This is a genomic window from Amycolatopsis sulphurea, from assembly GCF_002564045.1.
Classification (GTDB): Bacteria; Actinomycetota; Actinomycetes; order Mycobacteriales; family Pseudonocardiaceae; genus Amycolatopsis; species Amycolatopsis sulphurea.
In genome coordinates, this window is the sequence record NZ_PDJK01000002.1 from 414,033 (window position 1) to 430,420 (window position 16,388).

The following is a 16,388-nucleotide window of genomic DNA, read 5'->3' on the forward strand; positions in this document are numbered from 1 at the left end:
AGGCCGCCGCGTCGGCTGGGCTGATCTGTTGTGTTGTGGCCATATACCCAAACCATCCGAACCCACCACCCGGCGACCCATGCCGATGACGAGATCATCTGCTCCAACCAGCTGCCCCGCCTGGTCAACCAGACCAGGTGGCCAGCTCACCCGGCCTGTCCACGCCGCTCGGCCTGACCATCTTGGGCGTCTCCATCTGGGCGTCTCCATCCACACCACCCAGACCGCCCGCCCCATCGAGCCGCCCGAGCCAGACTGCTCACCTGGGCCTCTCAGACCAACCGTCCGGACAGGCGAGCCACCCCGCGGTCCGCGCAGCCAACTGGCCCGATCGGATGGCCCGGCCACTCCCCCGACCATCCGATCCAGCCACATGACGCGGCCATCTGATCAACCCAGGTGATGTAGTCGGCGCATCCCCTTCAGCCGGTAAGGCCTCTCCCGGCCTGACCACGGGAGCTTTACCCACCGTCCTGATCACCAGACCATCCTGATCACCAAAACCCGGTCACGCAGCCAGGTCGTCCGGCCTGCCCATCCCGATTACTCACCCGGAGTCCGGCTATCCGATCCGATCGGCGGAGCCGATCGGCGAGTCCGATTGGATGGTCCGGTTATCCAGCCCGACCATCCAGACCGGCCATCCGGCCTTCAGCCGGTCAGCGTCACCTGGTCTGATCATCTGGTCCTTCCCCGCGATGGGGTACCTGAATGACGCCACCATGCGGGGAACCGTGGGGAAGGAGTTTCCGGGACCAGCAGGGCGATACAGCTGTGGCGGGTCGCACGCTCGGCGAGGTCGGGTGGATGCGACACTGCCAGGCGTGAACGCCTCGCCAGCACTGCCGCCGGACAACGTTTTCGACTGGCTTGACGGTGAGGCCGGGAAGCGGGCGGAAGCAGGACTCACCCGCCGCCTCCGGCCGCGGCCGGCGCAGCCGGACGAGCTGGATCTGGCGGGCAACGACTACCTCGGCCTCGCCAGGGACAAGAGGGTCGCCGGAGCGGCCGCGGCGGCTGCGTTGCGGTGGGGAGCGGGGGCCACCGGGTCCCGCCTGGTGACCGGTTCGACCGAGCTGCACGCGGAGCTGGAGCACGAGCTGGCCCGATTCTGCGGGGCGCAGGCTGCGCTCGTCTTCTCCTCCGGATTCGCGGCAAACCTCGGTGCGGTGACGGCGCTGTCCGGTTCGGAATCCGCGATCGTCAGCGACAAGTACGTGCACGCCTCGCTGATCGAAGGCTGCCGGCTCTCCCGGGCCGATGTGGCGGCGGTTGCGCACTCGACCCCAGACGCGGTCCGCCGCGCGCTGGCCACGCGGCGGAAGCCACGGGCGCTGGTGGTCACCGAATCGATCTTCTCGGTGGACGGCGACCTCGCCCCGCTCGCGGAGCTGGCCGGAATCTGCCGCGAGCACAGCGCGGCGCTGCTCGTCGACGACGCTCATGGCCTCGGTGTGCTCGGCGAGGGCGGCCGGGGCGCGGTGTACGCGGCCGGGCTGTCCGCGGCCCCGGATGTCGTCACCACATGCACGCTGTCCAAAGCACTCGGCGCGCAGGGCGGAGCGGTGATCGGTCCACGCCGGGTGATCCGGCATCTGGTGGAGACGGCGCGCAGCTTCATCTTCGACACCGCGCTGGCGCCCGCGAGTGCCGCCGCGGCGCTGGCCGCGCTGGGCGTGCTCAAGTCCGAACCGGACCTGCCGGCGAAGGCGACCGGCAACGCGGCGAACCTGGCCATGCAGCTGAAGGCCGCCGGGCTGAGCGTCACCCTCCCGGAAGCCGCGGTCATCTCAGTGCGCGCGCCATCCCCGGAAACCGCGGTCGGATGGGCGGAATCCTGTGCCGAGCAAGGAATCCGCGTCGCCTGTTTCCGGCCGCCGTCGGTGCCGGACGGGGTCTCCCGGCTCCGCCTGACCGCCCGCGCCGACCTGACCGAGTCCGATGTGGACCGTGCGGTGAAGGTCGTCACCGCGACCGCGCCCCGCGACGCCACCTGAGCGGAGTCGGCCGCGCGGAGAACACCCCGCGTCCGCCCAAGCCGGTTGGAAGGCCGGCAACCCGGCAACCCGGCAACCCGGCAACCCGGCAACCCGGCAACCCGGCAACCCGGCAACCCGGCAACCCGGCAACCCGGCAACCCGGCAACCCGGCAACCCGGCAACCCGGCAACCCGGCAACCCGGCAACCCGGCAACCCGGCAACCCGGCAACCCGGCAACCCGGCAACCCGGCAACCCGGCAACCCGGCAACCCGGCAACGAAAAGCGAACCACGCGGCCTCAGCCCGCGCAATGGCCAAGTAAGATCAACCAGCACCAGCCGCCCGCCGCATGGTCCGGTGCGGGATGCCGTCCTCCAGAAACTCGTCCCCCTCGGCCACAAAGCCGAACCGCGCGTACAGGCTCTGCGCATAAACCTGCGCGTCCAGGACGAACTCGCCGGTGGCGTGCTCCAGCGCCGCAGTCATCAACTGGGCGGCGAGGCCCCGGCCGCGAGCTGCGCGGGCGGTGACCACCCGGCCGATCCGGCCCACACCACCGGGATCGGCCAGCACCCGCAGGTAGGCCAGGGGGTCACCGTCGTCCCCACTCAGCCACAGGTGCCGGGTGTCCGGATTCAGGTCCCGGCCGTCGAGGTCGGCGTACGCGCAGTCCTGCTCCACGACGAACACCTCGGCTCGCAACCGGAGAATCGCGTAGAGCTGGGCGGCAGTCAGGTCGGGACCGGCCGCGTGGTGCAGGGTCGTCACCCGCCCTGCTTAACACAAGTTAGCCGAACAGCCGCTGCTGGGACTGCGCCGCGATGACTCCGGAGTACGCGGACACCCGGGTGTACACGCCCGGCTTGCCGGCCTTCGCGCACCCGTCGCCGAAGGAGACGATGCCGATCAGCGTGTCGCCGACCATCAGCGGGCCGCCCGAGTCGCCCTGGCAGGCGTCCGTTCCGCCCTGCGGGTAGCCGGCGCAGACCATCTTCGCCGGATCGTAGGTGTCGTACGCACTCTTGCAGCTGCTGTCGCTCACCAGCGGGACGTCCGCGCTGCGCAGGAGGTCGGAACGCTGGCCGCCCTCGGCGAGCCGGCCCCAGCCGAGCACGGTCGCCCGGGTTCCCTCGGCGTAGAGCGACCGCTCGGACGAACCGGCTGGTTTGGCCGGGCGATAGGGCAGCTGCCCGCGCACGCTGAGGACGGCCAAGTCGTCACCTTTCGTCGGATCGGTGAACTCCGGGGAGATCCAGGCCCGCGACACAGCGAGCATCACGCCGTCCGAGCTGCGCTTGTCCTGCCGCCCGGCGACCACGCGCATGTCCGTGGGGGAGATCGCCTTGGCGCAGTGCGCCGCGGTGGCCACCGCCGTCGAGCTGACGATCACCGCGCCGCAGAACTGGTTGCCGCTCTGGTCGGTGAGGTACGCCGCGTACGGGTAGTCGGCCACCGAGGCCTCCCCGCCGCCGACGATCCGCGGCTGCGCGGCCTGGGACCCGCTGGTCCCCGGCGCCGGCTCGTCGGGACCGGTGGCCCACGCCGAGCCGACCGGCACCGCGACCGCGGCGGCGAGCAGCGCCCCCACCACGAGCAGGAGCGGACGGCGGAGTGTGGTGGGCATGGGATTTCCCCTTCGGCCGGTGAATACGTCGTCGAGGCCCGGACGCGCCCGGGAGCCATCCGACTCCGGCGCGTGAACAACGGGGCCGCGATTACCCTAAACGGAGCAGGCCCGAAGCGGTGTCACTGGAACGGGTGGATTCTGCCCGACCGGTGGACGTTTGCTTAGCTGGTGACATGCGTGCGAGAACGGCCGCCGCAGCCGGCGTCCTGGGGGTATCGCTGCTGACCGGATGCGCGGCCCCGGCCCCGGAGCCACCCCCGGCCAGTCCGTTGCGCGCCCCCGGGAATCCGGCGAGCCCGGCAGTTCCGGCAACCCGGACGAGCGGGACACCGCCACCGATCACCTGGCAGGTGGGTGCCCGCCCGCTGCCGCTGCGCCCGGACGGCTTCGGCGAGATCCTGCCCACCCCACCCGAACTGGTGAATCGGGCATTGCCCACCCGGGATCTGCTCCCGCCTCCCGCGAACGATCGGTACGCCGCGAACGTCACCGCGGTGCCCGCCGACGTGCTCGCCCGCAGTACCTGGCTACCCGCGTGCCCCGTCGCTTCGGCCGACCTGCGGTACGTCACGCTCTCCTTCTGGGGTTTCGACGGACGCGCGCACACGGGAGAGCTGCTGGTCCGCCAGGACGCGGCGAAGCCGCTCACCGACGCGTTCGGCGAGCTGTTCGCGCAGCGGTTCCCGATCGAAGAGATGCGGATCACCGCGCCGGCCGAACTCGACGCCGCGCCGACCGGCGACGGGAACAACACGAGCGCCTTCGTGTGCCGTCCGGCACGCGGGCAGACGAACTGGTCCGCGCACGCGTACGGGCTCGCGGTGGACGTCGATCCGTTCTGCAATCCCTATACCAAGGGCGATCTCGTCCTGCCGGAGCTCGCTTCGTCCTATGTGGACCGGAAGAACGTGCGACCGGGCATGGTGCTGGCCGGCGATCCGGTGGTACGGGCGTTCGCGCGGGAGGGCTGGCAGTGGGGTGGCGCGTGGCGGTCGCCGACCGATCGGATGCACTTCACCGCCACCGGCGCATGAGCGGGAACACCCTGGCACGCGGCCCGGTTGACTAGTCTGGACCCCACTGGCTCTCGGAAAGGACCGCTGTGCCGCACTACGACCTGGTGATCGTCGGGACCGGCTCGGGCAACTCCGTCCCCGGCCCGGAATTCGCGGACCGGAAGATCGCGATCGTCGAGAAGGGCGTGTTCGGCGGCACCTGCCTGAACGTCGGCTGCATCCCGACCAAGATGTTCGTCTACGCGGCGGATGTCGCGGCCACCCCGGCCCACAGCGCTCGCTACGGGGTGGACGAGCGGCTCGACGGCGTGCGCTGGCCGGACATCCGGGACCGGATCTTCGGCCGGATCGATCCGATCGCCGAAGGCGGCGCGGAGTACCGGACGAACCACGAGGACAACCGGAACGTCGACGTCTACCGGGGTGAAGGCCGGTTCACCGGCCTGCGGCAGCTGCGCGTGCAATTCCCCGGTGAACGGCCGGACGAGGTGCTCACCGCGGACCGGTTCGTGCTCGCCGCGGGCGGACGGCCGGTGGTGCCGGAGGTGCCAGGGCTGGCCGAGACCGGCTTCCACACCTCCGACACCGTGATGCGGCTGGACGAGCTGCCGGCCCGGATCGTGATCATCGGCGGCGGCTACATCGCGGCCGAATTCGCGCACGTGTTCGCGTCGTTCGGGGTGGCGGTGACCGTGGTCAACCGCTCCGGCGCGTTGCTGCGCCAGGAAGACGAGGACATCAGCGCGCGGTTCACGGAGCTGGCCGCGGAGCGGTTCGACGTGCGGCTGGAGCGCAAGACGCTGCGCGCCCGCCGGACCGCCAAGGGCGTGGCGCTGGACCTCGAAGGTCCCCGCGGCGCCGAGACCGTGGAGGCCGACCTGATCCTCGTGGCCGCCGGGCGCAGGCCGAACTCCGATCTGCTCGACGTGGCCGCCACCGGCGTGGTCACCGACGAGACCGGGCACGTGGTGGTGGACGACTACCAGGAGACCTCCGTCGAGGGCATCTACGCGCTCGGCGATCTTTCGTCGCCGCTGGAGCTCAAGCACGTCGCCAATCACGAAGCCCGCGTGGTGCAGCACAATCTCCTGCACCCGGACGCCCGGATCAAGGCCGACCACCGCTTCGTGCCACACGCGGTGTTCACCGCGCCGCAGGTCGCCTCGGTCGGTCTGACCGAGCGCGAGGCCGTGCGCCGTGGACTGTCCTATGTGGTCTCGAAGCAGGACTACGCGGGCATCGCCTACGGCTGGGCGATGGAGGACACCACCGGCTTCGCGAAGCTGCTCGCCGATCCGGCGACCGGGCAGCTGCTGGGCGCGCACCTCATCGGCCCGCAGGCGTCCACCGTGATCCAGCCGCTGATCCAGGCGATGAGCTTCGGCCTCGACGCGCGGTCGATGGCCCGTGGCCAGTACTGGATCCACCCGGCGATGCCGGAGCTGATCGAGAACGCACTGCTCAACCTTCCGCTGGACTGAGCGCAAGGACCACCACGACGGCGGTCAGACGAAGCGGCGGCGTCCGGCGAGGGCGCCGAACACCATCTGCACCAGCAGCACCGCGAGCAGCACTATCAGCGAGACCTGCCAGCCGCCGGTGACGTCGTGCAGCAGGCCGAACACGAACGGCCCGACCGCGGCGAGCAGGTAGCCGAAGCCCTGCGCCATCCCGGACAGCCGCGCGGTGTCCGCGCCGGTCCGCGCCCGCAGCGCGATCACCGTCAGCGCCAGCGAGAACACGCTCATCCCGATGCCGATCAGCGCGCTCCACAGCAACGGCGACCAGCCCGGCGCGAGGAGCACCCCGGCCAGCCCGGCGGCCCCGCATCCGCCCATCCCCACGATCCACGCGCTCTGGCTGCCCTGGCGCGCCGCGATCGGCGGAATCACCAGGCTGATCGGCACCGCGATAACCGAGATCAGCCCGAGCAGCAGCCCGGCCGCGCTCTTGCTCACCCCGGAGTCGATGAACACCTGCGGCAGCCAGCCCATCACCACGTAGGCGATGAACGACTGCAGGCCGAAGAACGTGGTCACGATCCAGGCCAGCGGGCTGCGCAGCAGGGACCGCCCGGCGCCGTCCGCGGCCGGGCTCGGGGAGCGTCCGCCGCCACGCGTGGCGAGGAACCAGACGAGCAACGCGATCGCGGCCACTACGGCCCACGAGCCGAGCGCGGCCCGCCAACCGCCCAGCGCCGTTTCCAGCGGTGGGCTGAGCGCGGAGCCCGCCGCCCCACCGCCCTGCAGCGCGGCGGTGTAGACACCGGTCATCAGCCCGACCCGCGCCGGGAAGGAATCCTTGATCACCACCGGGATCAGCACGTTGACCAGGGCGATTCCGGCGGTGGCCACGAGGGTGCCGCCGAGCACCACGTAGGGACCGTCGAGCACCCGTACGACCAGCCCGAAGGTGAGGACGCCGAGCGCGAACCCGATCGCCGTGCCGATGCCGAACCGGCGGGAAAGCAGTGGCGCGGCCATCCCGGCAGCGGCGAAGCACAGGCCGGGCACCGTCGTCAGCACGCTCGCCCACAGCGCGGAGGCACCCAGCCCCGTGCGCATTTCGGCGAGCAACGGGCCGACGCTGGTGATGGCCGGCCGTAGATTCAGCGCCGTGAGCACCACCGCGACCGCGAGCAGAACGCCACCCGCGATCACCCCCGGCCGCGTCGCCTCGATCCCGCCCTCCAGCTCCAGTTCGAGCCGGTCGGCGTACGCGGGCGGACGGGCGGCGGAGTCAGGCGAGTCGACGGACACGTGCGCTACTCTGCCATACATAGGATGATTGGATGAAGGGATTTACCTGTGCCGTTGGCCACCACCCGCCGCGCCGGACTCGTCGACCAGGTCATCGACCAGCTGCGCCAGGCGGTCCGGGACGGGGAATGGCCGGTCGGGCACCGGATCCCGACCGAGGCGGAACTCGTCGCCCAGCTCGGGGTCGGCCGCAACACAGTGCGGGAGGCGGTCCGCGCGCTCGCGCACACCGGCATCCTGGAAGTCCGCCAGGGCGACGGCACCTACGTGCGCGCGACGAGCGATCTGTCCGGCGCGGTCCGCCGGCTGTGCGGCACCGAGCTGCGTGAAGTGCTGCAGGTGCGGCGGATCCTGGAAGTGGAGGGGGCACGGCTGGCCGCCGCCGCCCGCACGGAGGAGGACTTGGCCGGTCTGCGCGAGCTGCTGACCCGGCGCGCCACCGACTGGCGCGAGGGCCGCGTTGAGGATTTCGCCCGCACGGACGCGGAATTCCACCTCGACGTCGTCCGCTGCGGGCACAACGAGCTGCTGTTCGAGCTGTACCGCGGTCTGCTGGAGGCGATCACCGCGAGCGTGGCGTCCACTTCGGACAATTCGGAGCACGCCGAGCGGATCAAGCACGAAGGCCTGGTCGACGCGATCGAGGACGGCGACGTGGACCGCGCCGGCCGGGAGGCCGCGGGCTTCCTCGAAGAGCTGCTCACCCGGGTGGACCGGGCATGATCAGCCGGTGCGGGCACCGGTCCGGAGTACGCCCGCGACGGTCCTTTGAGGACCCTTCCGGACTAGGGCAGCGTGAGGATCTCCGCGCCGTCCGCAGTGACGACCAGGGTGTGCTCGAACTGGGCCGTCCACTTCTTGTCCTTCGTGGTGACAGTCCAGTCGTCGGCCCACATGTCGTAGTCGATGGTGCCGAGCGTGATCATCGGCTCGATGGTGAAGGTCATGCCTTCCTCGATCACCGTGTGCACCGAAGGCTCTTCGTAGTGCAGCACAGTCGGCGCGGTGTGGAACGCCGGGCCGACGCCGTGACCGGTGAAGTCGCGTACGACGCCGTAGCCGAATCGCTTCGCATACGCCTCGATGACGCGGCCGATCACGTTCAGCTGGCGACCGGGACGTACCGCCTTGATCGCACGCGCAGTGGCTTCACGAGTGCGCTCGACGAGCAGCCGCGCCTCTTCGGACACGTCGCCGGCCAGGAAAGTGGCGTTGGTGTCGCCGTGCACCCCGCCGATGAACGCGGTCACGTCGATGTTGCAGATATCACCGTCCTCGATCACCGTCGAGTCCGGAATGCCGTGGCAGATGACCTCGTTCAGCGAAGTGCAGCAGGACTTCGGGTAGCCGCGGTAGCCGAGCGTGGACGGGTAGGCATGGTGGTCGAGCAGGAACTCGTGCACCGCCTTGTCGATATCGTCGGTGGTCGCGCCCGGCTTGACCGCTTTACCGCCTTCTTCCAGCGCCTGCGCCGCGATCTTCGACGCCACGCGCATCGCCTCGATCACCTCGGGCGTACGCACGCCGTTGCCGGTGTCCCGTTTCGGCGCCGGCCGGTCGACATACTCGGGGCGGGCGATGTCGGCGGGGACGGCACGGCGCGGCGTCTGGACGCCGGGCTGCAGCGGAGCACGATCGGGCATGCCCTCCACCCTACGACGTCCCCGTGAGAACGACCGACCCCCGCCGGGACCCGGTCAGAACAGCCCGGTCAGAACAGCACTGTGGCGTACTGCCCTACCTGCCGGAAGCCGATCTTGCGGTAGGCCGCCAGCGCCGGGGTGTTGAACCCGTTCACGTACAGGCTCGCGGTGCGGCCGAGCCCGTGGACCAGCCTGCTCACCACCGCGGCGGTGCCCGCGGTGCCGAGCCCGGCGCTGCGGCGGTCCGGATGCACCCACACGCCCTGGATCTGCCCGACGTCCGCGGACATCGCACCGATCTCGGCCTTGAACACGACTTCGCCGTCCTCGAACCGGGCGAACGCGCGGCCCCCGGAGATCAGCTCGTTGACCCTGGCCCGGTAGCTGGCCCCGCCGTCCCCGGCCCGCGGGTCGACGCCGACCTCCTCGATGAACATCGCCACCGCCGCGGGCAGGTAGCGGTCCAGCTCGTCCGGGCGCACCGCGCGGACCCGCGGGTCGGCGGGCACCAGGGGGCTGCGGTCCAGCGCCAGCAGCGGCTGGTCCTCGCGCACCTCGCGGGCCGGGCCCCATTCGGTCTCCAGCTCGCCCCACAGCCCGAGCACCTGCTCGGCGGGCCCGACGAGGGAGGAACAGGCGCGCTGCCGCCGCAGCGCCCGGTCGGCGAACGACCGCAGCGCCGAGGAGTTGCCCCGCAACGGGATCAGGTTCGGCCCGGCGAAGCAGAGTCCGGAAAGCCTGCCGTAGCGGGCCGGGCGGCTGTCCGCGGCCCACAGCTCGCCACCGAGCCGCCACGGGTCCAGCCCGGCCACCTCGACCCGCGCGCTGACCATGCAGCTGCCCACCGGATCCGCGGCGAGCGCAGCACGAACCGCCGGGTAGTCCCGGTCATCGAGCAGCCGGGCGCCGGCAAGCCGCAACACGAAGTCAAGAGTGCCAGAAGAAGGCGAGGAACGGAACGCACACCGGCCCGGCCGCACCGGTGATCCGGATTTCGGCACAATCGGCGTATGCAGCGTTACGTGTACCAGGTCGTGGAAGTCCGGGAAAAGATGCTCGGCGGAAAAATCTCCGGTGATCGGCTCGAGAAACTGCTGAACGATCGCGCGGGCGAGGGCTGGCGGCTGAAAACGATCACCGCCGCGGAGATCAAGGGCCGGGTCGGCCCGGGCGGGGTCGAAGGTCTTCTGGTGACCTTCGAACGACCCGTGGACTGAGATTTCGGATTCACCCACCCGGACCATCGCGATGCGGCTGCCGGGCACGGTGGGGAACCCTCTCCCCCACCACGATAAAGCCGCATCGCGACGCGAGGGAATCCCCTCCGGCGCCGCCGGGATGCCGTTCCCGGCTCCCGGCGGCGCCCGGCCCCCGGTCACTGTGGCCGGCTTGTCCACTGTGGAATCTCCGCCGGTCAGGCACCCCGGTACGTGCCGACGGTCCAGGAATTGCCCTCCCCGTCACGCAAGCTGAAAGTGTGCGAGCCGTATTCGGTGTCGTGCAGAGCCAGGGTGATCTCCGCCCCCGCGGCACGCACCCGCCGGTGGATCTCGTCGACCCGGTCGGACACGACGTAGACGGCGCCGGTACCCGGCTTCATCGCGTCGTGCACCCCGTCATCGGGGCCACCGGTACTGCCGAGCATCACACCACCACCCTCCGGCCGGCGAAGCTCGGCGTGCGCGACTTCGCGTTCCGCGGAACCGGGCACCACGAGCGTCTCTTCGAATCCGAGAACGTCGACCAGAAAGCGAATCGCCCGAGGCGCATCGTCATAACGGAGCGCGGGCCAGACTGTCGGTTGTGGAGTCATGGCATCGAGTCTGAACCACCGGCTCCCGCCGGTCTTGGAAAAACGGGAACCGGCGGTCGTAACACTCGCGCGGTGATCGGCGACTTCCCAGCACATCTCGCCTGGGGAGGTCATTCATGATCAAGCGCCTGATGTCCTGCACTGCGATAGCCGGTGCCGCACTGGCCCTCGCCGCGTGCGGCAACGACACGCCCGGCGCGGCCCAGGCACCACCATCGACCGAGTGGCACAGCATGTTCGACTCCGGGCAGCCCACCGGCTGTACCCGGACGGGGTGCACAGAAACGCGTTCCGCCGGCCCTTCCCCCACTCCGCCGCCTCAGCTGACGAGCGAGCCCGAAGCGAAGGATTTCACCGTGGGGCTGCGGACGATTTCCAAGCAGTGCTTCGGTTCCGCGGGCTGCACCACGGTCGTCGAGCCGGAGATTTCCTTCGTCAGCGGCAACACGCTGACCTCCGGCTACGGATGCGACATCACCTACACCATCACCGGTGACGAAAGCGGGGAGATCGTCGAAACCGCCACGAACGCCGGTGGCACGAGCTACACAGCGCATCGCACCGTGGTGAGCACCCCGGGGTCGAAGACGAAGATCGGCGCTTCGGTGACCTCGGTCCATTGCCACCGGTGACTCGCTCAGCGGGTCACCCGGCCGGTTCTTCCACGAGACTCGGCAGTTCCTCGGTTATCCAGGTGCGCGGGGAGCAGCCCGCCAGCGCGCGCCATTCATGGGACAAGTGGGCCTGGTCGTAATAGCCCGCCGCGAGGGCGACGGCCGACAAGTCGTGGCAGCCGGTACGAAGCAGGTGGCCGGCCCGTTCGAAGCGCAGGACGCGGGCGGCCTGTTTCGGGGCCAGGCCCAGCTCCGTCCGGAATCGCTCGCCGAGGTGGCGGCGGCTCCAGCCGATCTCGCCCGCCAGGTCACCGACGCGGACCAAGCCGCCGGTATGGCGCAGAAGGCGCCAGGCCTGGTCCAGTTCCGGCGCGGGCCGCGCCGGTTCGACGGCGCGGGCGGCCAGTACCTCGTCGAGGAGGGCGAAGCGGGACGGCCAGTCCGGCGCTTCGGACAGGCGTTCCGGCAACCGGGCCAGATCGGCGCCGAACTCGGCCAGGTCGGTGATGGAGCCGCTCAGTTCGGCGGCGGAAACGCCCAGCAGAGTACGGACACCCAGGGGGTCGAGTTCCAGGTGCAGGCCCCGCTGCACCCGGCTCTGCGTGATCAGCGCCGGGCTGGTGTGCAGGCCGCCGACGAGCGCCTGCAGGCGGCCGGCGCCGGGCAGACCGGCGCAGTCGATCGGTTCGGCGAGGCTGACGATGAGCGTCACGTGCCGGGAGGGCAGGCCACGATGCACGGCGAGGGTCACGTCGTCCTGGGCGTAGCCGAGGTAGCGCGCGACGAACGGCCGCAGCACCGGGTGCGGCCGCTGTAACGCCCAGCTGTGACCCACAGAACCAGGTTAAGCCCGCCGGTTTCTGCTACCACGGGAATGCGGTCCCCACGAAGAGGAGTAACGGATGTCCATCCAGGAGCAGGCCCAGCACCTCGAACAGCTCGCCGACCAGGTGCCCACCGGTATCGCGCTGGCCACCAAGAGCGAGCTGGAGGACCTGCAGGCGCGAGTACTCGGGGTACTCGGCGCCACCGGCACGGCCACCGCCGTGCAGGGCGCGATCCAGCTCGCCCTCCATCAGATCGACGAGCTGGCCGCCTCGCTGGAGAACGTGCGTGGACAGATCCAGGACGCCGCCCGGCACCACCTGCAGGGCTGAGCCGGGGTCAGCCGACGGTGACGCTCGGGGCGCCCTCGCCGATGCCCTCGCCGGCTTCCTCGGCGATGCGCATGGCCTCTTCGATCAGGGTCTCCACGATGGCGTGCTCGGGCACGGTCTTGATGACCTCGCCCTTGACGAAGATCTGGCCCTTGCCGTTGCCGGACGCGACGCCGAGGTCGGCTTCCCGCGCCTCACCGGGACCGTTCACGACGCAGCCCATCACCGCGACGCGCAGCGGCACCTCCATCCCCTCCAGCCCGGCCGTGACCTGGTCGGCGAGGGTGTAGACGTCGACCTGCGCGCGCCCGCAGGACGGGCAGGACACGATCTCCAGCTTCCGCGGCCGCAGGTTCAGCGACTGCAGGATCTGCGCGCCGACCTTGACCTCCTCGACCGGCGGCGCGGACAGCGACACCCGGATGGTGTCCCCGATGCCCTGCCGCAGCAGGGCGCCGAACGCGACCGCGGACTTGATGGTGCCCTGGAACGCCGGGCCCGCCTCGGTGACGCCGAGGTGCAGCGGGTAGCCGCACTGCTCGGCGAGCAGCTCGTAGGCCCGCACCATGACCACCGGATCGTTGTGCTTGACCGAGATCTTGATGTCGTGGAAATCGTGCTCGGCGAACAGCGAGGCCTCCCACAGCGCGGATTCCGCCAGCGCCTCCGGGGTGGCCTTGCCGTACTTCTCCAGCAGCCGCTTGTCCAGCGAGCCGGCGTTCACGCCGATCCGGATCGGCGTGCCGTGGTCCTTCGCGGCCTGTGCGATCTCCTTGACCTGGTCGTCGAACTTCCGGATGTTGCCGGGGTTCACCCGCACCGCCGCGCAGCCCGCCTCGATCGCGGCGAACACGTACTTGGGCTGGAAATGGATGTCGGCGATCACCGGGATCTGCGACTTCTTCGCGATCGCGGGCAGCGCCTCCGCGTCGTCGGCCGAGGGGCAGGCCACCCGCACGATGTCGCAGCCCGCCGCGGTGAGCTCGGCGATCTGCTGCAGGGTGGCGTTCACGTCCGAGGTCAGCGTGGTGGTCATCGACTGCACGGAGATCGGGTGGTCACTGCCGACCCCCACCGATCCCACCATCAACTGGCGGGTCTTGCGACGATCGGCGAGCACGGGGGGAGGCACGGCGGGCATACCCAAGGGGACGGTCACGCCGTCCAGCCTACTCACTTGTCCGGCAGCCGGTTCAACGAAGTCAGCCGTCACGGTGAGCAGCATTACGGCCGGTCGAAGTGGCGCCGGCCGGGCGACCCGGCCGGTGCCTGCGGCTACTGCAACCGGATCGGGTTGACGATGTCCGCGGTCACGGTCAGTAGCGTGATGCCCCCGCCGATCACCACGAGGACCATGGTCACCGCGGAGAGCTTCGTGTAGTCGACCGGCCCGCCCGCGGCCTTCCCGCGCAGGCCGCGCAGCCAGTCCCGGACGCGTTCGTACCAGACCACCGCGATGTGCCCGCCGTCCAGCGGCAGCAGCGGCAGCAGGTTGAACACGCCGATGAAGAAGTTCAGGCTGGCCAGCAGGAAGAAGAAGATCTCCCACAGGCCCTGCTCGACCGCCTCGCCGCCGATCCGGCTCGCGCCGACCACGCTGACCGGGGTGTTCGGATCGCGCTCCCCGCCGAAGATCGCGCTGACCACGGCCGGGATCCGCTCCGGGAAGTGCACCAGGCGCTGCGCGGTCTCGGAGAACATGGTGCCGGTGAAGGAGAACGTCGCGCCGATCGCGGTCGCGCCGTTGTAATGCAGGTATGCGGGCGGGATCTTCGTGGAGGCCCCCATCATGCCGACCTCGCGGACCTGGCCGTCGCTGGTCAGCCGCTGCACCCGCGGGATGTCGACCACGAGGTTCAGCGTCTGGTCTCCGCGCTGCACGGTGATCGGCGTCGGGCCACCGGAGTTCTGCACGATCTGCAGCACGGTGTCCCAGGCCGGCGTCGGCTTCCCGCCGACCGAGAGGATCTTGTCTCCCGGGAGCATCCCCGCGGCTTTCGCGGGAGCGGGCGCCCCGGGCGGGCACACGGTGTCGCTGAGCTGAGCGGAGGTGGTGGCCGCCCGCGCGCACGAGGTGCTCGCGATGACCGGCTGCCGCGGCTCGGACGCGGCGGCGATGTTGGGCAGCCCCATGGTGACCGCCATCAGGTACAGCACCACGAAACCGAGGATGAAGTGGGTGACCGAACCGGCCATCATCACGACGGTCCGCTTCCAGGTCTTGAACCGCCACATCGCGCGCGGCGACTCTTCCTCGGTGACCTCGTCGAGCGCGGTCATGCCGGCGATGTCGCAGAAGCCGCCGAGCGGGATCCACTTGAGACCGTATTCGGTCTCGCCGCGGCGGAACGAGAACACGGTGGGCCCGAAGCCGACGAAGTACCGGCGGACCTTCATCCCGAACGCCTTGGCCGTGACCATGTGGCCGGCCTCGTGCAGCGCCACGGAGATGCAGATCCCCAGGGCGAACAGCACCACCCCGATGATGTAGGCGAGCACGCGCTACTTCCCCTCGAGCATCGTCATTGCGCGCGCCCGAGCCCAACGCTCGGCCGCGAGTACGTCTTCGACGTCGCGAGGTTCACGACGCCATTCGTCGGCAGCTTCCACTACCTGCGAAACAGTGTCCACAATCGACGTGAAGCTGCTGTTCTGCGCGAGGAACGCGGCCACCGCCTCCTCGTTCGCCGCGTTGTAGACCGCGGGCAGGCAGCCGCCTGCCGTGCCTGCCTCGCGAGCCAGCTCGACCGCCGGGAACGCTTCGTTGTCCAGCGGTTCGAAGGTCCAGCTCGCCGCGGTGTCCCAGCTGCAGGCCGCGGCGGCGCCGGGCACCCGGTCCGGCCAGTGCAGCGCCAGCGCGATCGGCAGCCGCATGTCCGGTGGGCTGGCCTGCGCGATCGTCGACCCGTCGGTGAAGGTGACCATGGAGTGCACGATCGACTGCGGGTGCACGGTCACGTCGATGCGCGCGGGCTCGATGCCGAACAGCAGCGCCGCCTCGATCAGCTCCAGGCCCTTGTTGACCAGCGTGGCCGAGTTGATCGTGATCAGCTTCCCCATCGACCAGGTCGGATGGGCCATCGCCTGCGCGACGGTGACGTCCGTGAGGTCGGCCCGCTTGCGGCCGCGGAACGGACCGCCGGACGCGGTGAGCACCAGCCGGGCGACCTCCTCGTCCCGGCCGGACCGCAGCGCCTGCGCGATCGCCGAGTGCTCGGAGTCCACCGGCACGATCTGGCCGGGCTTGGCCGCGGCGAGCACCAGCGGGCCACCGGCGATCAGCGACTCCTTGTTCGCGAGCGCGAGTGTGGCTCCGGTGGCGAGCGTACGCAGCGTCGGATCGAGGCCCCGCGAACCGGGAAGCGCGTTGAGCACGACGTCGACTTCGACGGTCTCGATCAGCTCCGCCACCGCGTCGGCGCCGGCGAGGATGCGCGGGAGCCGGAACTCTCCCTTCGCGTAACCGCGGCGCTGGGCTTCCGCGTACAGCGCGAGCTGCAGGTCTTCCACCACCGTGGGCTTCGTCACGGCGACGGCGGTCACCTGATGCGCGAGCGCCTGCGCGGCCAGCGCAGCCGGATCGGAGCCGCCGGCGGCGATGCCGGCGACAGTGAACAGATGCGGGTTACGTGCGGCGACGTCGAGTGCCTGCGCACCCACGGACCCGGTGGAACCCAGCACGAGGACGCTTCGCGAGGTAGTCATCGAGAGTCATTATCGCCTGCCCGGGCCGTGTCCGCGGAGCACCCGCCGGTGTGGGACCATTCGGGAGTACAACG

The 16,388-nt window shown here is 70.4% G+C and carries 17 protein-coding genes; 7 read left to right on the top strand and 10 right to left on the bottom strand.

The genetic code is table 11. From position 1 onward, the window contains the following. Window positions 1–824: 824 nt before the first annotated feature. On the top strand, window positions 825–1,997 hold the full coding sequence (locus ATK36_RS07905) for an 8-amino-7-oxononanoate synthase (protein ID WP_245914509.1): 1,173 nt from the start codon (window positions 825–827) through the stop codon (window positions 1,995–1,997). Between the two features lie 307 nt (window positions 1,998–2,304). Here ATK36_RS07905 and ATK36_RS07910 read toward each other — a convergent pair whose 3' ends face one another. Further along, a complete protein-coding gene (locus ATK36_RS07910) occupies window positions 2,305–2,748 on the bottom strand; it encodes a GNAT family N-acetyltransferase (protein ID WP_098510672.1) in 444 nt (147 codons plus the stop codon). 19 nt (window positions 2,749–2,767) lie between these two features. Then, window positions 2,768–3,604, bottom strand: coding sequence for a S1 family peptidase (locus ATK36_RS07915; RefSeq protein WP_098510673.1), 837 nt, complete (start codon window positions 3,602–3,604; stop codon window positions 2,768–2,770). 176 nt (window positions 3,605–3,780) lie between these two features. On the opposite strand from ATK36_RS07915, the gene ATK36_RS07920 reads away from it, so the two are divergent. Together ATK36_RS07920 and ATK36_RS07925 are read left to right on the top strand one after the other, a co-directional pair. After that, a complete protein-coding gene (locus ATK36_RS07920) occupies window positions 3,781–4,641 on the top strand; it encodes a M15 family metallopeptidase (RefSeq protein WP_211291833.1) in 861 nt (286 codons plus the stop codon). 68 nt (window positions 4,642–4,709) lie between these two features. After that, window positions 4,710–6,104, top strand: coding sequence for a mycothione reductase (locus tag ATK36_RS07925; RefSeq protein ID WP_098510675.1), 1,395 nt, complete (start codon window positions 4,710–4,712; stop codon window positions 6,102–6,104). Between the two features lie 24 nt (window positions 6,105–6,128). On the opposite strand, the gene ATK36_RS07930 is transcribed toward ATK36_RS07925, so the two are convergent. Continuing rightward, entirely contained in the window at window positions 6,129–7,403 is a 1,275-nt protein-coding gene (locus ATK36_RS07930; RefSeq protein WP_098510676.1) for a CynX/NimT family MFS transporter, read from the bottom strand. 27 nt (window positions 7,404–7,430) lie between these two features. On the opposite strand from ATK36_RS07930, the gene ATK36_RS07935 reads away from it, so the two are divergent. Further along, a complete protein-coding gene (locus ATK36_RS07935; RefSeq protein ID WP_098510677.1) occupies window positions 7,431–8,105 on the top strand; it encodes a FadR/GntR family transcriptional regulator in 675 nt (224 codons plus the stop codon). A 62-nt stretch (window positions 8,106–8,167) separates the two neighbouring features. Here the strand turns inward: ATK36_RS07935 and map are convergent, their stop codons facing one another. Continuing rightward, complete coding sequence (gene map, locus ATK36_RS07940; protein WP_098510678.1) at window positions 8,168–9,025, bottom strand: type I methionyl aminopeptidase; 858 nt, start codon at window positions 9,023–9,025, stop codon at window positions 8,168–8,170. Between the two features lie 68 nt (window positions 9,026–9,093). After that, the gene (locus tag ATK36_RS07945) at window positions 9,094–9,948 is read right to left on the bottom strand and encodes a GNAT family N-acetyltransferase (protein ID WP_098510679.1); all 855 of its coding nucleotides are present in this window, start codon (window positions 9,946–9,948) and stop codon (window positions 9,094–9,096) included. An 87-nt stretch (window positions 9,949–10,035) separates the two neighbouring features. Between ATK36_RS07945 and ATK36_RS07950 the strand changes: the two genes are divergently transcribed. Continuing rightward, window positions 10,036–10,242: a DUF4177 domain-containing protein gene (locus ATK36_RS07950; RefSeq protein ID WP_098510680.1), complete on the top strand. Its 207-nt coding sequence runs from the start codon at window positions 10,036–10,038 to the stop codon at window positions 10,240–10,242. Between the two features lie 197 nt (window positions 10,243–10,439). Here ATK36_RS07950 and ATK36_RS07955 read toward each other — a convergent pair whose 3' ends face one another. Further along, window positions 10,440–10,838, bottom strand: a complete 399-nt coding sequence (locus tag ATK36_RS07955) for a VOC family protein (RefSeq protein WP_098514717.1) — start codon at window positions 10,836–10,838, stop codon at window positions 10,440–10,442. A gap of 116 nt (window positions 10,839–10,954) precedes the next feature. Between ATK36_RS07955 and ATK36_RS07960 the strand changes: the two genes are divergently transcribed. Beyond that, a complete protein-coding gene (locus tag ATK36_RS07960) occupies window positions 10,955–11,470 on the top strand; it encodes a hypothetical protein (RefSeq protein WP_098510681.1) in 516 nt (171 codons plus the stop codon). Between the two features lie 13 nt (window positions 11,471–11,483). Here ATK36_RS07960 and ATK36_RS07965 read toward each other — a convergent pair whose 3' ends face one another. Beyond that, entirely contained in the window at window positions 11,484–12,287 is an 804-nt protein-coding gene (locus ATK36_RS07965) for a helix-turn-helix domain-containing protein (RefSeq protein ID WP_098510682.1), read from the bottom strand. A gap of 67 nt (window positions 12,288–12,354) precedes the next feature. On the opposite strand from ATK36_RS07965, the gene ATK36_RS07970 reads away from it, so the two are divergent. Next, on the top strand, window positions 12,355–12,609 hold the full coding sequence (locus tag ATK36_RS07970; protein WP_098510683.1) for a hypothetical protein: 255 nt from the start codon (window positions 12,355–12,357) through the stop codon (window positions 12,607–12,609). A gap of 7 nt (window positions 12,610–12,616) precedes the next feature. Here the strand turns inward: ATK36_RS07970 and ispG are convergent, their stop codons facing one another. The 3 genes from ispG to dxr all read right to left on the bottom strand — a co-directional run bounded on the left by ispG (window position 12,617) and on the right by dxr (window position 16,314). Next, complete coding sequence (gene ispG, locus ATK36_RS07975) at window positions 12,617–13,768, bottom strand: flavodoxin-dependent (E)-4-hydroxy-3-methylbut-2-enyl-diphosphate synthase (RefSeq protein ID WP_170069657.1); 1,152 nt, start codon at window positions 13,766–13,768, stop codon at window positions 12,617–12,619. 116 nt (window positions 13,769–13,884) lie between these two features. Continuing rightward, window positions 13,885–15,108 (bottom strand): M50 family metallopeptidase, encoded by a 1,224-nt coding sequence (locus ATK36_RS07980; protein ID WP_098510685.1) that lies wholly within the window; start codon window positions 15,106–15,108, stop codon window positions 13,885–13,887. A gap of 3 nt (window positions 15,109–15,111) precedes the next feature. Beyond that, the gene (gene dxr / locus ATK36_RS07985) at window positions 15,112–16,314 is read right to left on the bottom strand and encodes a 1-deoxy-D-xylulose-5-phosphate reductoisomerase (RefSeq protein ID WP_098510686.1); all 1,203 of its coding nucleotides are present in this window, start codon (window positions 16,312–16,314) and stop codon (window positions 15,112–15,114) included. Window positions 16,315–16,388: the final 74 nt, after the last annotated feature.

Excerpts from the sequence above, each read along its gene's own strand:
- dxr (WP_098510686.1), bottom strand. The coding sequence starts at position 16,314 with ATGACTACCTCGCGAAGCGTCCTCGTGCTGGGTTCCACCGGGTCCGTG.
- ATK36_RS07930 (WP_098510676.1), bottom strand. The coding sequence starts at position 7,403 with ATGTATGGCAGAGTAGCGCACGTGTCCGTCGACTCGCCTGACTCCGCC.
- ATK36_RS07955 (WP_098514717.1), bottom strand. The coding sequence starts at position 10,838 with ATGACTCCACAACCGACAGTCTGGCCCGCGCTCCGTTATGACGATGCG.
- ATK36_RS07970 (WP_098510683.1), top strand. The coding sequence starts at position 12,355 with ATGTCCATCCAGGAGCAGGCCCAGCACCTCGAACAGCTCGCCGACCAG.
- ATK36_RS07950 (WP_098510680.1), top strand. The coding sequence starts at position 10,036 with ATGCAGCGTTACGTGTACCAGGTCGTGGAAGTCCGGGAAAAGATGCTC.
- map (WP_098510678.1), bottom strand. The coding sequence starts at position 9,025 with ATGCCCGATCGTGCTCCGCTGCAGCCCGGCGTCCAGACGCCGCGCCGT.
- ATK36_RS07920 (WP_211291833.1), top strand. The coding sequence starts at position 3,781 with ATGCGTGCGAGAACGGCCGCCGCAGCCGGCGTCCTGGGGGTATCGCTG.
- ATK36_RS07960 (WP_098510681.1), top strand. The coding sequence starts at position 10,955 with ATGATCAAGCGCCTGATGTCCTGCACTGCGATAGCCGGTGCCGCACTG.
- ATK36_RS07915 (WP_098510673.1), bottom strand. The coding sequence starts at position 3,604 with ATGCCCACCACACTCCGCCGTCCGCTCCTGCTCGTGGTGGGGGCGCTG.